The organism is Pseudomonas sp. MF09150, from assembly GCF_059862355.1.
Genome location: NZ_JCBCUS010000003.1, coordinates 574193 through 591367, shown reverse-complemented (window position 1 = coordinate 591367; position 17175 = coordinate 574193). Strand labels below are relative to the sequence as shown.

13 protein-coding genes and 1 pseudogene are annotated in these 17175 nt (G+C 62.1%); 10 read left to right on the top strand and 4 right to left on the bottom strand.

Going from position 1 to position 17175, the window contains the following annotated elements:
- Window positions 1-21: 21 nt before the first annotated feature.
- Both AC19YX_RS15620 and AC19YX_RS15615 read right to left on the bottom strand, forming a co-directional pair.
- Window positions 22-921 (bottom strand): D-hexose-6-phosphate mutarotase, encoded by a 900-nt coding sequence (locus AC19YX_RS15620; RefSeq protein ID WP_500606555.1) that lies wholly within the window; start codon window positions 919-921, stop codon window positions 22-24.
- A 69-nt stretch (window positions 922-990) separates the two neighbouring features.
- Complete coding sequence (locus AC19YX_RS15615) at window positions 991-1395, bottom strand: acyl-CoA thioesterase (protein ID WP_003229628.1); 405 nt, start codon at window positions 1393-1395, stop codon at window positions 991-993.
- A 708-nt stretch (window positions 1396-2103) separates the two neighbouring features.
- On the opposite strand from AC19YX_RS15615, the gene AC19YX_RS15610 reads away from it, so the two are divergent.
- The 10 genes and pseudogenes from AC19YX_RS15610 to AC19YX_RS15565 all read left to right on the top strand — a co-directional run bounded on the left by AC19YX_RS15610 (window position 2104) and on the right by AC19YX_RS15565 (window position 13890).
- Window positions 2104-3402: an MFS transporter gene (locus tag AC19YX_RS15610; RefSeq protein ID WP_421548200.1), complete on the top strand. Its 1299-nt coding sequence runs from the start codon at window positions 2104-2106 to the stop codon at window positions 3400-3402.
- Window positions 3403-3631: 229 nt separating this feature from the next.
- Complete coding sequence (locus tag AC19YX_RS15605; RefSeq protein ID WP_078470413.1) at window positions 3632-4630, top strand: phosphate ABC transporter substrate-binding protein PstS; 999 nt, start codon at window positions 3632-3634, stop codon at window positions 4628-4630.
- A 170-nt stretch (window positions 4631-4800) separates the two neighbouring features.
- Complete coding sequence (locus AC19YX_RS15600) at window positions 4801-7086, top strand: ABC transporter permease subunit (RefSeq protein ID WP_421548201.1); 2286 nt, start codon at window positions 4801-4803, stop codon at window positions 7084-7086.
- 15 nt (window positions 7087-7101) lie between these two features.
- Window positions 7102-8772, top strand: a complete 1671-nt coding sequence (gene pstA, locus AC19YX_RS15595; protein WP_078470415.1) for a phosphate ABC transporter permease PstA — start codon at window positions 7102-7104, stop codon at window positions 8770-8772.
- 102 nt (window positions 8773-8874) lie between these two features.
- On the top strand, window positions 8875-9708 hold the full coding sequence (gene pstB / locus AC19YX_RS15590; protein WP_020298270.1) for a phosphate ABC transporter ATP-binding protein PstB: 834 nt from the start codon (window positions 8875-8877) through the stop codon (window positions 9706-9708).
- Between the two features lie 113 nt (window positions 9709-9821).
- Window positions 9822-10583, top strand: coding sequence for a phosphate signaling complex protein PhoU (gene phoU, locus AC19YX_RS15585; RefSeq protein ID WP_020298271.1), 762 nt, complete (start codon window positions 9822-9824; stop codon window positions 10581-10583).
- A 166-nt stretch (window positions 10584-10749) separates the two neighbouring features.
- Window positions 10750-11709 (top strand): response regulator, encoded by a 960-nt coding sequence (locus tag AC19YX_RS15580; RefSeq protein WP_078470416.1) that lies wholly within the window; start codon window positions 10750-10752, stop codon window positions 11707-11709.
- Window positions 11710-12289: 580 nt separating this feature from the next.
- Window positions 12290-12610: pseudogene (locus AC19YX_RS15575) on the top strand (type II toxin-antitoxin system RelE/ParE family toxin); the annotation flags it as partial.
- Between the two features lie 7 nt (window positions 12611-12617).
- Window positions 12618-12932 carry a helix-turn-helix domain-containing protein gene (locus tag AC19YX_RS15570; protein WP_421548202.1) on the top strand — a complete coding sequence of 105 codons (315 nt, stop codon included), beginning with the start codon at window positions 12618-12620 and terminating at the stop codon, window positions 12930-12932.
- Window positions 12933-12993: 61 nt separating this feature from the next.
- Complete coding sequence (locus AC19YX_RS15565) at window positions 12994-13890, top strand: peptidoglycan DD-metalloendopeptidase family protein (RefSeq protein ID WP_078470417.1); 897 nt, start codon at window positions 12994-12996, stop codon at window positions 13888-13890.
- 443 nt (window positions 13891-14333) lie between these two features.
- Here the strand turns inward: AC19YX_RS15565 and AC19YX_RS15560 are convergent, their stop codons facing one another.
- Together AC19YX_RS15560 and phoR are read right to left on the bottom strand one after the other, a co-directional pair.
- Window positions 14334-15674: a hemolysin family protein gene (locus AC19YX_RS15560; protein WP_020298275.1), complete on the bottom strand. Its 1341-nt coding sequence runs from the start codon at window positions 15672-15674 to the stop codon at window positions 14334-14336.
- Between the two features lie 132 nt (window positions 15675-15806).
- Window positions 15807-17084 (bottom strand): phosphate regulon sensor histidine kinase PhoR, encoded by a 1278-nt coding sequence (gene phoR / locus AC19YX_RS15555; RefSeq protein WP_421548332.1) that lies wholly within the window; start codon window positions 17082-17084, stop codon window positions 15807-15809.
- Between the last annotated feature and the right edge of the window lie 91 nt (window positions 17085-17175).

Sequence of the window (17175 nt, the reverse complement as noted above, 5' to 3'; positions counted from 1 at the left end):
AGGGAGCTGACTGCCGCTCGATCAGAGCGCAGCGCTGCTGATGCTCACACCCAGGGTGTGGCTGGCACCGGGTGCCAGGGTCACCACGTCATTCATCACGTTGGCGGTTTCGATGCACAGCATGCGTTGCCAGCCATCGGCGGCCATGTCGCTGAACTGGGCGGCGCGGTCGATCCAGGGGTTCCAGATCACTGCCGAGCGTGAGCCGCTGCTGGTCAGTTGGATGCGTCGCTGCCAGGCCGGATCGACGATGCTCAGCTGCGGCGGGGTGTTGAGGTAGATGCGATCGGTCTCGCCGGTAAAGTGCAGGTCGCCGGCCTGGGGCACGGTCTTCCAGTCATCCAGGGTCTCGATGTAGTCCAGCCCGTCCAGCCCCTCGACATGCACCTGGCGCACATCGCTGACTGCAAAGTAGCTGTGCAGCGCCTGGCTGATGCTGACGCTCTCGGTGCCGCGGTTATGGCTGGTCAAGCTGATGTGCAGTTGCTCGTCCAGGCGAATCGACAGCTTCAGGTCGACCTGGTGCGGCCAGCCCGGCAGCCCGCCCTGGGGGACTGGCAGCACCAACTCCAGCACCAGGCTCTGGCCCTGGGTTTCGATCCCCAGCAGTTCCCAGTCGGTGGCCCGTACCAGGCCGTGGGCCGGGGCGGGGTCGTTGCTCTGGCGCATGTCTTGAACGCTTTGCGGGTTGCGCGCCAGGTTGCCGAACCACGGCCAGCACACCGGAACCCCGGCACGAATGCTTTTGCCGGCCTTGAACACGGCCTCGTCGTTGAGCCAGATCAGCGGCGGTTGCCCGGCCAGTTGATAGCTGAGGATGTGCGCGCCTTGTTGGGCCACCAGCAATTCGGCCTGACCGTGGCGGATGCGCCAGCAGTTCAGCTCATCCAGTTTGACGGTCTCGACGTGAGGGCTTGGCATGCGACGGTTCTCGTTCAGGAGTGGGGCTGCTTTGGACCGCGCGACGCCCCTCGGGTTTAACGCGGGCTATCAGCGGGCTCTGGGTGGAACCGAGCGGGTGCGGCCGCTGCCGTCGATAGCGACGAATACGAACACCGCCTCGGTGACCTTGCGCCATTCGCTGGACAGCGGGTCATCGCTCCACACTTCGACCATCATCTGGATCGAGCTGCGGCCGATTTCCAGGGTCTGGGTATAGAAGGACAACTGCGCGCCGACCGCGACCGGCACCAGGAACGCCATGCGATCAATGGCCACCGTCGCCACCCGTCCACCGGCTACGCGGCTGGCCATGGCCGTGCCGGCGAGGTCCATCTGCGCCACCAGCCAGCCGCCGAAAATATCGCCAAAGCCGTTGGTTTCGCGGGGGAGTGCGGTGATTTGCAGGGCCAGGTCGCCTTGCGGGATCGGATCTTCTTGTTCGAGTTCTATCATCTCGGGGGTGCCTCTGACCCATGACTCTTCGTGTTTGCTGCAGGTGAATAGCCGTCTTGAGGAAAAACGATTCAGCCCGAACATACTACGTTCGTCACGTTCTTCGTAAGGCGTGCTAAAGGGATACTCTGCGAAATCGGCTGATTCTGCTGCCGCTTGAAGGGCCAACGACGTTTTCGCACAGCAACCCTTGCCAGGAGCGGGTTTTGGCTCCGAGGTCCGCGAGTATATCGGTCGATAGACTCCGCGACGACCGTCAGGTTCTCATTTTGCCGCCCAATGGCGGCATCTTCCTGAAAGTTTTTTGATCACGCCCTGGCAGGCAGGCTCAAGAGCCTGAATCTTGGTCAAACCAGTCATCCAGATTGAGGGTTTTGGCCATTGTGCCTGTTCACCCGGCAACCCCAGTATTTCGTGGCTTTCCTGTGGTTCCCGATACTGGGGTCTATTGACGTTTGGTGACGAGCCGCGTCGTTTGGCACGCAACCCGAAGGGCCACTGTCGCGGCCTGTCACCAACGTCAAAAGCCCCTAATAACATCATGAGGAATTCTGGCCAGGCGCGACGCGTTGTCCGCAGGGCACCCTCAAGCGCCGGATGTGGCGTTCAGAATGTGCATTTTCGAACAATTTGCTATCGTGCCCCACCTGCCAGGCCCCAACCAGCGCTGTTGAGGCTTCAGAACCGCCTATAAGAGAAGCCCTTGCCATGACCACTGTGCCCTCGAGCATTGCGCAGCCAGCGCAACCCGCCCGCCCGTTGACCCGCAACGACTACAAGACCCTGTCGCTGTCCGCTTTGGGCGGCGCGCTGGAGTTCTACGATTTCATCATTTTCGTGTTCTTCGCCACGGTGGTGGGCAAGTTGTTCTTCCCGCCCGACATGCCTGAATGGCTGCGCCTGATGCAGACCTTCGGCATTTTTGCCGCCGGTTACCTGGCGCGGCCCCTGGGCGGGATCGTGATGGCGCACTTCGGCGACCTGCTGGGGCGCAAGAAGATGTTCACCCTGAGCATTTTCATGATGGCCGTGCCGACCCTGATCATGGGCCTGCTGCCGACCTACGCGCAGATCGGCATGTGGGCACCGATCCTGTTGCTGGTGATGCGCGTGATCCAGGGCGCGGCTATCGGCGGTGAAGTGCCGGGCGCCTGGGTGTTCGTTTCCGAGCATGTGCCCCAGCGGCACATGGGTTATGCCTGCGGCACCCTGACCTCGGGCCTGACGGCCGGTATCCTGCTGGGCTCGCTGGTCGCCACCGCAATCAACAGTATCTACACCCCGGTCGAAGTGGCCGATTACGCCTGGCGGATTCCGTTCCTGCTGGGTGGGGTTTTCGGTTTGTTCTCGGTGTACCTGCGCCGTTGGTTGCACGAGACGCCGGTGTTCGCCGAGCTGCAGGAGCGCAAGGCGCTGGCGGCGGAAGTGCCGCTGCGCGCGGTATTGCGTGATCACCGTGGGGCGATCCTGATCTCCATGCTGCTGACCTGGCTGCTCTCGGCCGGGATCATCGTGGTGATCCTGATGACCCCGACCTTCCTGCAGACCATCTATCACTTCTCGCCGACCACTGCGCTTCAGGCCAACAGCCTGGCCATCGTGTTCCTGAGCCTGGGCTGCATCGCCTCGGGCGCCCTGGCCGATCGTTTCGGTGCCGGGCGGGTATTTGTGGTGGGCAGCGGCCTGTTGTTGGTCAGCTCCTGGACCTTCTATCACAGCCTGATGGACCACCCGCAATGGCTGTTCCCGCTGTACGCGTTGACCGGCCTGTTTGTCGGCACCATCGGCGCGGTGCCGTATGTGATGGTCAAGGCGTTCCCGGCCGTGGTGCGTTTCAGCGGCTTGTCGTTTTCCTACAACCTGGCCTACGCGATCTTCGGTGGCCTGACGCCGATGGCGGTGACCTGGTTGCTCAAGAGCAGCCCGATGGGCCCGGCCTACTATGTTGCAATTCTTTGCAGCCTGGGGATGGTGGTGGGCCTGTACCTGTGGAAAAAAGGCCGCTGATGGTGTCTTCCCGGCGGGGTTCCTTGCGCCCCGCCTGGCGCCGGCCGTGTCGCTCACGGCCGGCATGCCGTGAGCCATTTCACGTTTTCACCTCGCACAAACAAAGGCCAGCCTTCCTCTCCGGAATGCTGGCCTTTCATCTAATTGTCATATTCCAGTCATAGAGTGTTCACACGGCCTACAGATACTTGGCCCCGACTTAACACCCCCTATCTGCTAGGAGTAAGGCATGAAACTGAAGCGTTTGATGGCGGCAATGACTTTTGTCGCTGCTGGCGTTGCCACTGCCCACGCGGTTGCCGCTGTTGACCCTGCTATCCCGAGCTACACCAAGACCACTGGTGTGTCGGGCAACCTGTCCAGCGTCGGTTCCGATACTTTGGCGAACCTGATGACCCTGTGGGCCGAGAACTACAAAAAAGAATACCCGAACGTCAACATCCAGATTCAAGCCGCCGGCTCCGCCACTGCGCCTCCTGCGCTGACTGAAGGCACCTCCAACCTGGGCCCGATGAGCCGCAAGATGAAGGACACCGAACTGGCTGCCTTCGAGCAGAAGTACGGCTACAAGCCAACCGCCATCCCGGTTGCCGTGGATGCCCTGGCCGTGTTCGTGCACAAGGACAACCCGATCCAGCACCTGACCATGGAACAGGTTGACGCGATTTTCTCCTCGACTCGCCTGTGCGGTGCCAAGGAAGACGTCAAGACCTGGGGTGACCTGGGCGTGAAGGGCGACCTGGCCAACAAGCCAGTGCAACTGTTCGGCCGCAACTCGGTTTCCGGCACCTACGGCTACTTCAAGGAAGAAGCCCTGTGCAAAGGCGACTACAAGCCTAACGTCAACGAACAACCAGGCTCGGCTTCGGTCGTGCAGTCCATCAGCTCTTCGCTGAACGGCATCGGTTACTCGGGCATCGGCTACAAGACCGCCAGCGTGAAGACCGTGGCCCTGGCCAAGAAAGGCAGCACCGACTTCATCGAAGACACCGAAGAAAACGCCCTGAACGGCAAGTACCCGCTGTCGCGCTTCCTCTACGTCTACGTCAACAAGGCCCCGAACAAGCCTCTGGCCCCGCTGGAAGCCGAGTTCGTGAAACTGGTCCTGTCCAAACAGGGTCAGGAAGTGGTCGTGAAAGACGGTTACATCCCACTGCCAGCCAAAGTAGCCGCCAAGGCCCTGGCTGACCTGGGTCTGCAGGAAGGCGGCTCGGTCGCCAAGAAGTAACACCCAAGGCCCAGGCCTTGTGCAGGAGCCGAAGGAGGGCGTCTGGCCCTCCCGGAAAGCGGCTCCTGCACCCCCCAATTTTTTGTCTGCTGCCAGCCCTGCTCGGCGGCGGATTTGTTGCGTCACTGCATTGTCATCTTTCTGTCATACAGGATCGCTAGGGTGTGCGCATGAATGATCTGGCCAATTCCCCCATGACTACGACTTCTCCCCCCAAGCGCATTGACTTCAATACGCCTGAGTTGCAACGCAAGCGCCGCATCCGCGCGCTCAAAGACCGCCTGACCCGCTGGTACGTCCTTATTGGCGGCCTGGCTGTGCTGGGGGCGATTACCCTGATCTTCTTCTTCCTGGCTTACGTGGTGATGCCGCTGTTCCAGGGCGCCGACCTGACCGCCAAGGAGCCCCTGGCTCCAGCCTGGATGCAGGATGCCGGCAAGCCGCTGCTGTTCGCCCTGGAAGAGCAGAACCAGGTCGGCATGCGGGTTTCCGACAAGGGCCAGGCGCTGTTCTTCGACATCGACAGCGGTGCCGAACTGCGCCGAGTCGATCTGCCGATCCCGGCCGGCGTCAACGTGAGCTCCATCGGCAAGGACCAACCCGGCAGCCCGCTGGTGGTGGTCGGCCTGTCCAATGGCCAGGCGCTGGTGTTCCGCCATACCTATAAGGTCACCTACCCGGACGGCAAGAAAACCATCTCGCCGGCTGTCGAGTTCCCTTACGGTGAAACCCCGATCGTGCTCAACGAGCAGGGTGGGGCGCTGGATCACGTCAACCTCAATGCCACTGATTCGGCGTTGGTCGTTGCCGGCTCCAGCGGTTCGCAGCTGCACGTGCTGCAACTGACCCGCGAAGAAAACATGATGACCGGGGAAGTCACCAGCGAGCAGAAGCGCATCGAGCTGCCGCAGATGACCGAGGCGGTCAAGGCGATGTACATCGACCCGCGTCAGCAGTGGCTGTATGTGATCAATGGTCGCGCCCAGGCCGATGTCTTCAGCCTGCGCGACAAGAGCCTCAACGGCCGCTACAAACTGCTGGAAGACGGCACCGCCGAAGTGACTGCCAGCACCCAGCTGGTGGGCGGCATCTCGCTGATTATCGGGACCTCCAAAGGCGGCCTGGCCCAGTGGTTCATGGCCCGCGACCCCGATGGCGAGCTGCGCCTGAAGCAGATCCGCACCTTCGAGATGGGCACTGCGCCGATCGTTGAAATCACCGCTGAAGAACGCCGCAAAGGCTTCGTGGCCCTGGATGCCTCGGGCAAGCTCGGCGTGTTCCACAGCACCGCGCACCGCACCCTGCTGGTGGACCAGGTGGTCGATGGCCAGGGCATTTTCGGCCTGTCGCCACGGGCCAACCGGGTCATCGTCGAAGCCGGCGGCAAGCTGCAACCGCTGCTGCTTGATAACCCGCACCCGGAAGTGTCCTGGAGCGCGCTGTGGAGCAAGGTCTGGTACGAAAACTACGACGAGCCTAAATACGTCTGGCAATCGACTGCGGCCAACACCGATTTCGAACCCAAGATGAGCCTTGCGCCCCTGACCTTCGGTACCTTGAAGGCCGCGTTCTACGCCATGCTCCTGGCCGCGCCGCTGGCGGTTGCCGCCGCCATCTACACCGCTTACTTCATGGCCCCGAGCCTGCGCCGCAAGGTCAAGCCGGTGATCGAGCTGATGGAGGCGATGCCGACGGTGATTCTCGGATTCTTCGCTGGCCTGTTCCTCGCGCCCTACGTCGAAGGCCACCTGCCGGGCATCTTCAGCCTGCTGATGCTGCTGCCGATTGGCATCCTGGTGGCCGGTTTTGTCTTCAACCGCCTGCCTGAATCGATCCGCCTGAAAGTGCCGGATGGCTGGGAAAGCGCGATTCTGATTCCGGTGATCCTGTTTGTGGGCTGGCTCTCGCTGTACATGAGCCCGTTCATGGAGAACTGGTTCTTCGGCGGTGACATGCGCATGTGGATCTCCCACGACCTGGGCATCACCTACGACCAGCGCAACGCCCTGGTGGTCGGTCTGGCCATGGGGTTCGCGGTGATCCCGAACATCTACTCCATCGCCGAAGACGCCGTGTTCAGCGTGCCGCGCGGCCTGACCCTGGGCTCCCTGGCCCTGGGCGCCACGCCGTGGCAGACCATGACCCGCGTGGTGATCCTGACCGCCAGCCCGGGCATTTTCTCGGCGTTGATGATCGGCATGGGCCGTGCGGTCGGTGAAACCATGATCGTGCTGATGGCCACCGGCAACACCCCGGTCATGGAAATGAACCTGTTCGAAGGCCTGCGAACGCTCGCAGCCAACGTCGCGGTGGAAATGCCCGAGTCGGAAGTCGGCGGCAGCCACTACCGCGTGCTCTTCCTCTCGGCGCTGGTGCTGCTGTTGTTCACCTTCGTCATGAACACCCTCGCCGAGCTGATCCGTCAGCGTCTGCGCAAGAAATACTCGTCGCTTTAAGAAAGGTAGAAGTCTGTGAAACAGAACTCCCTAAAAGGCTGGTTCAAGAGCGGCGCCCCAGGCGTCTGGATCAGCGGTGGTGCGGTGTCCATCGCGGTCATCATGACCATCGGTTTGCTGGCGGTGATCGCGGTGCGCGGGCTGGGCCATTTCTGGCCGGCGGACCTGATCCATGCCAATTACGATGTGCCGGGCCAGGCTAACCACCTGGTCATCGGTGAAGTGGTGCAGAAAGAAGAAGTGCCCCGTGCGCGCCTGAAAAGCGCCGGCCTGCCGGTGCCCGATCAGGGCCCGGAGTTCATGACCCGCGAGCTGATCAAGGTCGGCAACCGTGACTTGAACGGTAACGACTTCACGTGGATCGTCGGCGATTGGCTGACCAACCAGACCACGCCGCCAGAGCTGATGGCCATCGAGCGCCGCGAGTGGGGCAATTTCTACGGCTACCTGGTCAACGTCAAACAGGACGGCAAGGTGATCGCCGAGGGCGAAGCGGCCTGGCCCGAGCTGCAAGCGCGGATCGAGCGGGTGAACAAGCTGGCAGCCCAGCTCAAGAGCCTGGAAAAAACCGACATTGGCGCGATCAACGCCGGCCTCGAACGCATCCGCCTGCACGGTCGCAAACTGGAGCTGGACGGCAAGATGGACGCCGCCGCCCAGGCCGACATGGACGCCGAGCGCGCCGAACTCAACGCCCGTTATCAGGACATCGAGGCGCGCCTGGGTGACCTGCACGCACAGTTCAACCGCGACAGCCTGACCGCCCGCGATGCCAACGGCAAAGAGCTGGAAATCAGCCTGGGCAAGGTGGTGCACGCCTATCAGCCGAACGCCATGGGCACCCTGACCAAGATCGGCTTCTACTTCAGCAAGGTCTGGGAATTCCTCAGCGACGACCCGCGGGAAGCCAACACCGAAGGCGGGATCTTCCCGGCGATTTTCGGCACCGTGATGATGACCCTGATCATGGCCATGATCGTTACCCCGTTTGGTGTGCTGGCCGCGGTCTACCTGCGTGAATACGCCAAGCAGAACACCCTGACCCGGGTCATCCGCATTGCCGTGAACAACCTCGCCGGTGTCCCGGCCATCGTCTACGGCGTGTTCGGCCTCGGCTTCTTTGTCTATGTGCTTGGTGGTTCGGTTGACCGCCTGTTCTTCCCCGAAGCCCTGCCGGCGCCGACCTTCGGCACCCCGGGCCTGCTCTGGGCCTCCCTGACCCTGGCCCTGCTGGCGGTGCCAGTGGTGATCGTGGCCACTGAAGAAGGCCTGGCGCGGATCCCCCGCACCGTACGCGAGGGCTCGTTGGCCCTGGGTGCAACCAAGGCTGAAACCTTGTGGAAGATCGTGCTGCCCATGGCCAGCCCGGCGATGATGACCGGCATGATCCTCGCCGTGGCCCGCGCTGCGGGTGAAGTGGCGCCGCTGATGCTGGTGGGTGTGGTCAAGCTGGCACCGTCGTTGCCGCTGGATGGCAACTACCCGTACCTGCACCTGGACCAGAAGATCATGCACCTGGGCTTCCATATTTATGACGTCGGCTTCCAGAGCCCCAACGTCGAAGCCGCGCGGCCGCTGGTGTACGCCACGGCGCTGCTGCTGGTGCTGGTGATCGCCACGCTCAACCTGTCGGCGGTGTGGATCCGTAACCACCTGCGCGAGAAGTACAAGGCGCTGGACAGTTAACCAAAGCTTTAAGCCACAAGCGGCAAGCTCCATGCAGATTGCCGCTTTGCCCTAAATTGCGGCTTGCAGCTAAAAGCTTGCAGCTACGAACGGAGTGCGACCATGCAACACGAAACCCATTCCCACGGCATCAATATGTCGGCCCTGGGTCGCGACAAGCAGAGCCTGAGCCTGGCCCAGGAAACCGTGGCCATCGAAGTCCCCGGCCTGAGCCTGTTCTACGGCGACAAACAAGCGTTGTTCGACGTCAGCATGAACATCCCCAAGCAGCGCGTGACCGCCTTTATCGGCCCGTCCGGCTGCGGCAAGTCGACCCTGCTGCGCACCTTCAACCGCATGAACGACCTGGTGGACGGGTGCCGTGTGGAAGGCGCCATCAACCTCTATGGCAACAACATCTACCGCAAGGGCGAGGACGTGGCCGAGCTGCGCCGCCGGGTCGGCATGGTGTTCCAGAAGCCCAACCCGTTCCCCAAGACCATCTACGAAAACGTGGTCTACGGCTTGCGCATCCAGGGCATCAACAAAAAGCGCGTCCTCGACGAAGCCGTGGAGTGGGCGCTCAAGGGCGCGGCCCTGTGGGATGAGGTCAAGGACCGCCTGCACGAGTCCGCCCTGGGCCTGTCCGGCGGCCAGCAACAGCGTCTGGTGATTGCCCGGACCATCGCCGTGGAGCCGGAAGTGCTGCTGCTCGACGAACCGTGCTCGGCCCTCGATCCGATCTCGACCCTGAAAGTCGAAGAGCTGATCTACGAACTGAAATCCAAGTTCACCATTGTGATCGTGACCCACAACATGCAGCAGGCCGCGCGGGTTTCCGACTACACCGCCTTCATGTACATGGGCAAACTGGTGGAGTTCGGCGACACCGACACCCTGTTCACCAACCCGGCGAAAAAGCAGACCGAAGACTACATTACAGGGCGCTACGGCTAGTGATGAGCTGCAAGCCGCAAGCATCAAGCGGCAAGTAAAAGCAGTTCAAGGCAACGACACCTATCAACTTGCAGCTTGTAGCTTGTGGCTTACAGCTTTTGCGGAGCAAAACCATGATTTCGAAGGAAGGCCTTACCCACCACATCTCCGCGCAGTTCAACGCCGAGCTTGAGGAGGTGCGCAGCCACCTCCTGGCGATGGGCGGGCTGGTGGAGAAGCAAGTCAACGACGCGGTGACTGCGCTGATCGAGGCCGATTCGGGCCTGGCCCAACAGGTGCGCGAGATCGATGACCAGATCAACCAGATGGAACGCAACATCGACGAAGAATGCCTGCGCATCCTGGCCCGTCGACAGCCGGCCGCGTCGGACCTGCGGCTGATCATCAGCATCTCCAAGTCGGTGATCGACCTCGAGCGGATCGGCGACGAAGCGACCAAGATCGCGCGACGTGCCATCCAGTTGTGCGAAGAAGGCGAGGCGCCGCGTGGCTACGTCGAGGTCCGCCACATTGGCGACCAGGTGCGCAACATGGTTCGCGATGCGCTGGACGCCTTTGCCCGTTTCGACGCCGACCTGGCGTTGTCGGTGGCCCAGTACGACAAGATCATCGACCGCGAATACAAGACCGCGCTGCGTGAGCTGGCCACCTACATGATGGAAGACCCGCGCTCTATCTCGCGGGTCTTGAGCATCATCTGGGTCCTGCGCTCCCTGGAGCGTATCGGCGACCACGCGCGCAATATTTCCGAGCTGGTGATTTACCTGGTGCGCGGGACCGACGTGCGCCATTTGGGCCTCAAGCGCATGAAGCAGGAAGTTGAAGGCACCAGTGCCGAAACCGCTAATGTTCCGGACGAAGCTGACGATAAGTAAGATTGCCCGAGAAAAGCGCCCGGTCTTTTGGCCGGGCGTTTTTGTTTGGGTTTTTTGAATCTGACAGCAGCACCCGCGAACGAAAAGTCCCGGCGTGACTGAAAGTTTTTGGCAAAGTGCCATCAGCCAAGCGTTATGCTTGCCGGGATTTTTAAAGGGGCGGTCGATGAGTAAGGTAAGTGTGTTGGTGGTGGACGACGCTTCGTTCATTCGTGACCTGGTGAAGAAGTGCCTGCGCAACTACTTCCCGGGCATCAAGATCGAAGACGCGGTCAACGGCAAGAAGGCCCAGGCCATCCTGGCCCGCGAAGCGTTCGACCTGGTCCTGTGCGACTGGGAGATGCCGGAAATGTCCGGCCTCGAACTGCTGACCTGGTGCCGTGGGCAAGAGGCCCTGAAAAGCATGCCGTTCGTCATGGTGACCAGCCGTGGCGACAAGGAAAACGTGGTCCAGGCGATCCAGGCCGGGGTTTCCGGCTACGTCAGCAAACCCTTTACCAACGAACAGCTGCTGACCAAGGTCAAGCAGGCGCTGAACAAGGTCGGCAAGCTCGACACCTTGATGAACAGCGCGCCGACCAAGATGAACTCGGCGTTCGGCAACGACTCCCTGAGCGCCCTGACCGGCGGCAAGGCTGAAGTCCTGGGTGGCGGTGCGGCATCGGCCCCAGTCAATCCCTTCGCCAAACCGGCCGTGGTTGCGCCTGCCGCAGCCGCAGCGGCGCCGTCCCGTGGCCTGCTCAACAGCCCGCCGGTCAAGGCACCCACCCCGGCGGCAGCGGCCTCCGGCGGCCGTGGCCAGGGTCAGTTGCGCCTGCCCAGCGGCACCCAGCAATGCGTGATCAAGGCCTTGAGCATCAAGGAAGCGCTGTTGGTGGTGAAGCGTACCGAGACACTGCCTCAGGTGCTGGACAGCGCGGTGCTGGACCTGGAGCAGGGCGACAACGCGGAAGTGGCGCGCCTCAACGGGTACCTGCATGCGGTGGTGGCCTACGAGCCGAAGCCGGACAGCGAATGGCTGCAACTGACCTTCCGCTTTGTGGATCAGGATGCGCAGAAGCTGGATTACATTTCGCGGCTGATTGCCCGCGGGACGGCGCAGAAGCACTTTGTGCCGGGGGCTTGAGGCTGCCGGCCTGAGCGAGGATCTGGCTGGCATCCGGTAGTCACTGCCGTGGGCTCGGGCCGCGTTCAGACGCTGGCCCTGCCAGGCGCCGTGCTACTTGCGATGCACGCCGTCGTTCCATTGGCCCAGCGCAGTCTGGAAGCAGCGGTTGCAGTCAGCCGCTGCTGTTGCGCATAAAGATTTGATTTCCCCTCTCCTGAATTTCCCCGCCTGGTCGTTGATCGATCTCGACCGCCGCGCCTGAATGCGGCCGGAAACCTGCTGCAACCACTTTCCTGTCCCCGGCGTTTCATCCGAATGACCCTGACCTGAGGCGTCTGCCTCAACGGTCGTGGGTAGTGCCTGAAGAGTTCTGCGCTGGGTTGCAGGCCTTGCAGTGCAAGGCTTGGAACTCGGCGACGGTGGTTCGATGCCGTGCGTCTGGTTTCTGTTTTTCAGGTTGATTTATATCTGTTTAGATATAGGTTGTGGGGTGTGTTTTTGTCTTTCTCGCTCTTGGCCATGCCTTGAAACAACCCAGGCGCGCGCTCTAGCGGGCGGGTTGTTTAATCTCTCGGCACTCAGTCACGGGAGAGGTTCGATGCCAAGGCACAAGGATGTGGTGTTTGTCGGGAGCGCGCTCAGGGATCTCAAGGCGTTTCCATTGGAGGCGCGGCGGGCCGCGGGTTATCAGCTGGATCTGTTGCAGCAGGGCGAGCAGCCCTATGACTGCCGATCGATGAAGACCGTGGGGCCTGGGGTATTCGAGATCAGGATCAACGAGGAATCAGGCGCGTTTCGGGTGTTTTATGTGGTGGTCCGGCTGTCGGCGATTTATGTGCTGCATGCCATGCGCAAGACCACGCGCCGTACCGAAACGCGGGATATCGAGCTGGCTCGTGCCAGATTGCAGGAGATAGGTTCACACCATGAACGAACATCAACATATTCAACGCTTCGACAGTGTCTGGGATGCCCTGGAGGATTCGCCCCAGGAGGCGGCCAATATGCGCCTGCGCTCCAAGGTGATGCTGGAACTGAGCAAGACCATCAAGACCTGGGGACTTTCGCAAAAGGCAGCGGCCCAGCGGCTCAACATCACTCAGCCACGGCTCAACGACGTGCTCAGCGGCAAGATCAACAAATTCTCCCTCGACGCGCTGGTGAACCTGTCCGACGCCGCGCAATTGGAGGTCGATATCAGTGTCGGCGCCGCTCCCACCGGGCCGCTGATTCCGGTCTGATTCACACAAGCTCCATGTGCTGCTGTTAGTCTCGCGGCTGGATTTTTCAAGATAGTTGCCCATGCTCGTGCGCCTGCTGTTTTTTTGTGGCCTGTGGCTGTCTGCCTCCTCGGCAGTCGCCATGACCATCTACAAGTCCACCGACGCCAACGGAGTGGTTTCGTACAGCGATCGAGCGACGCCGGGTGCCCAGGTATTCGTGTTCCGGGATCGCATGGTCGAACACCTGGAGCGGCAGGTGCACCTGGATATTCAGCGGCAAAAGGGCGTCGACAGTGTGTTTGTGCGCAACGAGCTGTATGCGCCGGTCGAGGTCGAGTTGAGCTTTGGCGGCTTGAGCAATGTCAGCGCGGCACCGAAAGCACCGATTCGGCGAGTGCTGCCGGCGCGCAGCAGGACGCGCCTGGCGCTGCTCACGGCGAGCCGGCTTGATCAGCCGCTGGTGTATACCCCAAGGTTCCGTTATTCCCTGGGCGACCCTTCAGGCGCGGCTCAGACCTATCGCTATCCGCTGCCATGGCGTGGAGGACCGTTTCGCCTGACCCAGGGTGCGGATGGGCAGTACAGCCACTTCGGTCCGAAAAGCCGCTACGCCATGGACATCGCCATGCCCGAGGGCACGCCGATCATTGCCGCCCGTGGCGGGGTAGTGGTGAAGACCGAGAACAGCCAGACCGGGCGCGGCAACAACCCGGCCGGCAACTTTGTCCGGGTGCTGCACGATGACGGCACCATGGGCGTGTACCTGCACTTGCAGCGTGGCTCACTGAGGGTGCGTGAAGGGCAGCGGGTGGCCGTGGGCAGCCCCCTCGGGCTGTCGGGCAATACCGGCAATAGCACGGGCCCGCACCTGCACTTCGTGGTGCAGCGCAACACCGGCTTGGGGCTGGTGTCGATTCCCTACCAGTTCAACCAGCCTGTCAGCAGCCTGCCCAACTTCGCCCTCGGCAAACCCTGAGCCCGCAACTTACCTGTAGAAATGAGGTTGCTGCCATCAGAGCGTCCGCCCCGGCCGCCCCAGCGCGAGCAAGCTCGCTCGCCACAAAAGCGCACGCAGCGCATCGAGGTTCATCGCCCGGCATAAGCCCCCTGTGGCGAGGGAGCTTGCTCCCGCTCGGCCGCGCAGCGGCCGCAAACCCTGAGCCCGCGATTTATCAGGAGGAATTAGGTTGCTGCCATCGGGGCAGCTGCACCCCGGAGCCCCGGCCGCCCCAGCGCGAGCAAGCTCGCTCGCCACAAAAGCGCACGCAGCGCATCGAGGTTCATCGCCCGGCATAAGCCCCCCGTGGCGAGGGAGCTTGCTCCCGCTCGGCCGCGCAGCGGCCGCAAACCCTATGCCCGCAATCTATCGGCAGGGAAGGTTTTGCAGCCATTGGAGAGGGGCGGGGGCCAAGGGGGCTATCAGTCGAGCATCAAGACCTTGGCCAGAATGATTTTCGGGCCTTTCATCTTTTTGATGATGATGCGCAGCCCTTCGACTTCCATGACTTCCTCTTCTTCCGGAACCCGTTTCAGGGTTTCGTAGACCAGGCCGGCCAAGGTTTCAGCCTCGATGTGGTCAAGGTCGATGCCCAGCAGGCGTTCGACTTTGAACAACGGCGTATCGCCGCGCACCAGCAACTTGCCCGGCTGGTAGGCGAGGATGCCGCGTTCGGCCTTGCGGTGTTCGTCCTGGATGTCGCCGACCAGCACTTCGAGCACGTCTTCCATGGTCAGGTAGCCGATGATCTTGCCGTCGGCCTCTTCCACCAGGGCGAAGTGCGAGCCGCCTTTGCGGAACTGTTCCAGCAGGTGCGACAGCGGCATGTGCCGCGATACGCGCTCCAGCGGGCGGGTCAGTTCGGCGAGGTTGAACGACTCGGGAATGTGGTCCAGGGCCGCCAATTCCAACAGCAGATCCTTGATGTGCAGCAGGCCGACGAACTCGTTGCGGTCGCTGTCGTACACCGGGTAGCGGCTGAACTTGTGGCGGCGGAACAGGGCGAGGATTTCCTTGAGTGGCGCGTTGAATTCGACGCTGATCAGGTCTTCCCGGGAGTTGGCCCAGTCCACCACTTCCAGTTCGCCCATTTCCACGGCCGAGGCCAGTACGCGCATGCCTTGGTCGCTGGGGTCCTGGCCACGGCTGGAGTGCAGGATCAGTTTCAGTTCTTCGCGGCTGTAGTGGTGTTCATGGTGCGGGCCGGGCTCGCCCTGGCCGGCGATGCGCAAGATGGTGTTGGCGCTGGCGTTGAGCAGGTAGATGGCCGGGTACATGGCCCAGTAGAACAGGTACAGCGGCACCGCCGTCCACAGCGACAGCAGCTCGGGTTTGCGAATGGCCCAGGATTTGGGCGCCAGCTCGCCGACCACGATGTGCAGGTAGGAAATCACGAAGAAGGCGGCAAAGAACGACACGCCCTTGATGATCTCCGGCGACTCGACGCCGATGGCGCCCAGCAGTGGTTCCAGAATGTGTGCGAAGGCCGGTTCACCGACCCAGCCCAGGCCCAGGGAGGCCAGGGTGATACCCAGTTGGCAGGCCGACAGATAGGCGTCGAGCTGGCTGTGTACGGTGCGCAGGATCTGTCCGCGCCAACCGTTCTTGTGGGCGATGGCCTCGACCCGGGTGGAGCGCAATTTGACCATGGCGAACTCGGCGGCAACGAAGAAGCCGTTGAGCAGAACCAGGATCAGAGCAAAAAGAATCATGCCGAAGTCGGCGAAGAGTGTCGCGAGGGTAAAACCAGGGGATGGGTCCATGATGGAGTTTTGCGGGTTCCGTGTAGGCGAAAAAAGAAGGAAATGCGGTGCCTGAAAGGCAGGCACAAGTGCGCCAATGTAGCGGCTGACAGGACGATTGCCTAGTGGCGAGTCGCTGTCAGCGCTGGCCGGTCAGGGCGTGGGGGCGGTTTTCTTGACCTGGGTGGGGGCGAAATGGCAGGTGAACGTGCTGCCGTGACCCAGCACGCTGCTGATCTCCAGGCGCGCACGGTGGCGCAGCAGCACGTGCTTGACGATGGCCAGGCCCAGGCCGGTGCCGCCGGTATTGGAGTTGCGGCTGGAGTCCACGCGGTAGAAGCGCTCGGTCAGGCGCGGCAGGTGTTTGCTGTCGATGCCGATGCCCGAATCCTGCACGCTCAGGTGCGCGCCTTGCTCATCACCCCACCAGCGAATGCGGATATTGCCTTCGGCCGGGGTGTATTTCACCGCGTTGAACACCAGGTTGGAGAACGCGCTGCGCAGTTCCGCCTCGCTGCCCTTGAGCTGGATCCTGGCATCCGCTTCCAGGCTGATGCCCTGGTTGCGCTCGCCGGACAGGGCCTGGGCGTCGCTCTTGATCGAATGCAGCAAGGTATCGATCGCCACCGGCTGGTTGTCCGAGGGGTAGTCGGTGGCTTCCAGCTTGGCCAGCAACAGCAGGTCGTTGAGCAGGGTCTGCATACGCCCGCCTTGCTGCTGCATCTGCTGCAGGGCACGGCTCCAGCGCGGGTTCACTTCTTCGACGTTGTCGAGCAGGGTTTCCAGGTAGCCGCAGATCACCGTCAACGGCGTGCGCAGCTCATGGGAGACGTTGGCGATGAAGTCTTTGCGCATCTGCTCCAGCTGATGAATGCGGGTGACATCGCGCACCAGCATCAGGTGTTCGTTGTTGCCGTAGCGGGTGATGTAGAGCTGGATACGCAGGCGGTCGTTGATCGGCGAGGGGATTTCCAGCGGCTCGGCGTAGTTGTCCTGCTCGAAGTACTCCTTGAAGCGCGGGTGGCGCACCAGGTTGGTCACCGGCTGGCCGCTGTCTTGCGGGGTCTTGAGGCCCAGCAGGGTTTCCGCGGCGCGGTTCCACCATTCCAGGTTGCCGTCGCTGTCGAGCATGATCACCGCGTCCTTCAGGGCGGCGGTGGACTCCTGGACCCGGTCGATCACCGCTTGCAGGCGCCCGCGCACCCGTTGGTCGCGGCGTTGCAGGTGGTAGATGCTGTCGAACACTTCACCCCACAGGCCGTAGCCATCGGGCGGTGCCTGGTCAGGCTGGTGCAGGCGCAGCCATTCGTGCAGGCGCAGCAGTTGCTTGAGGGTCCAGGCCAGGTAGATCGCCAGGCCGATGGCCATGCTCCAGCCGTAATAACCGCTGATCAGGCCGACCAGCAGGCAGCCGGTGATCAGAAGCAGCATGTGGCGAATCAGGGTGCCATGCCAGTTTTGGTTCACGTAGGGGACAGCTCCAAGTTGCAAGCTACAAGTTCAGAAGCGGTCAACTTGCCGC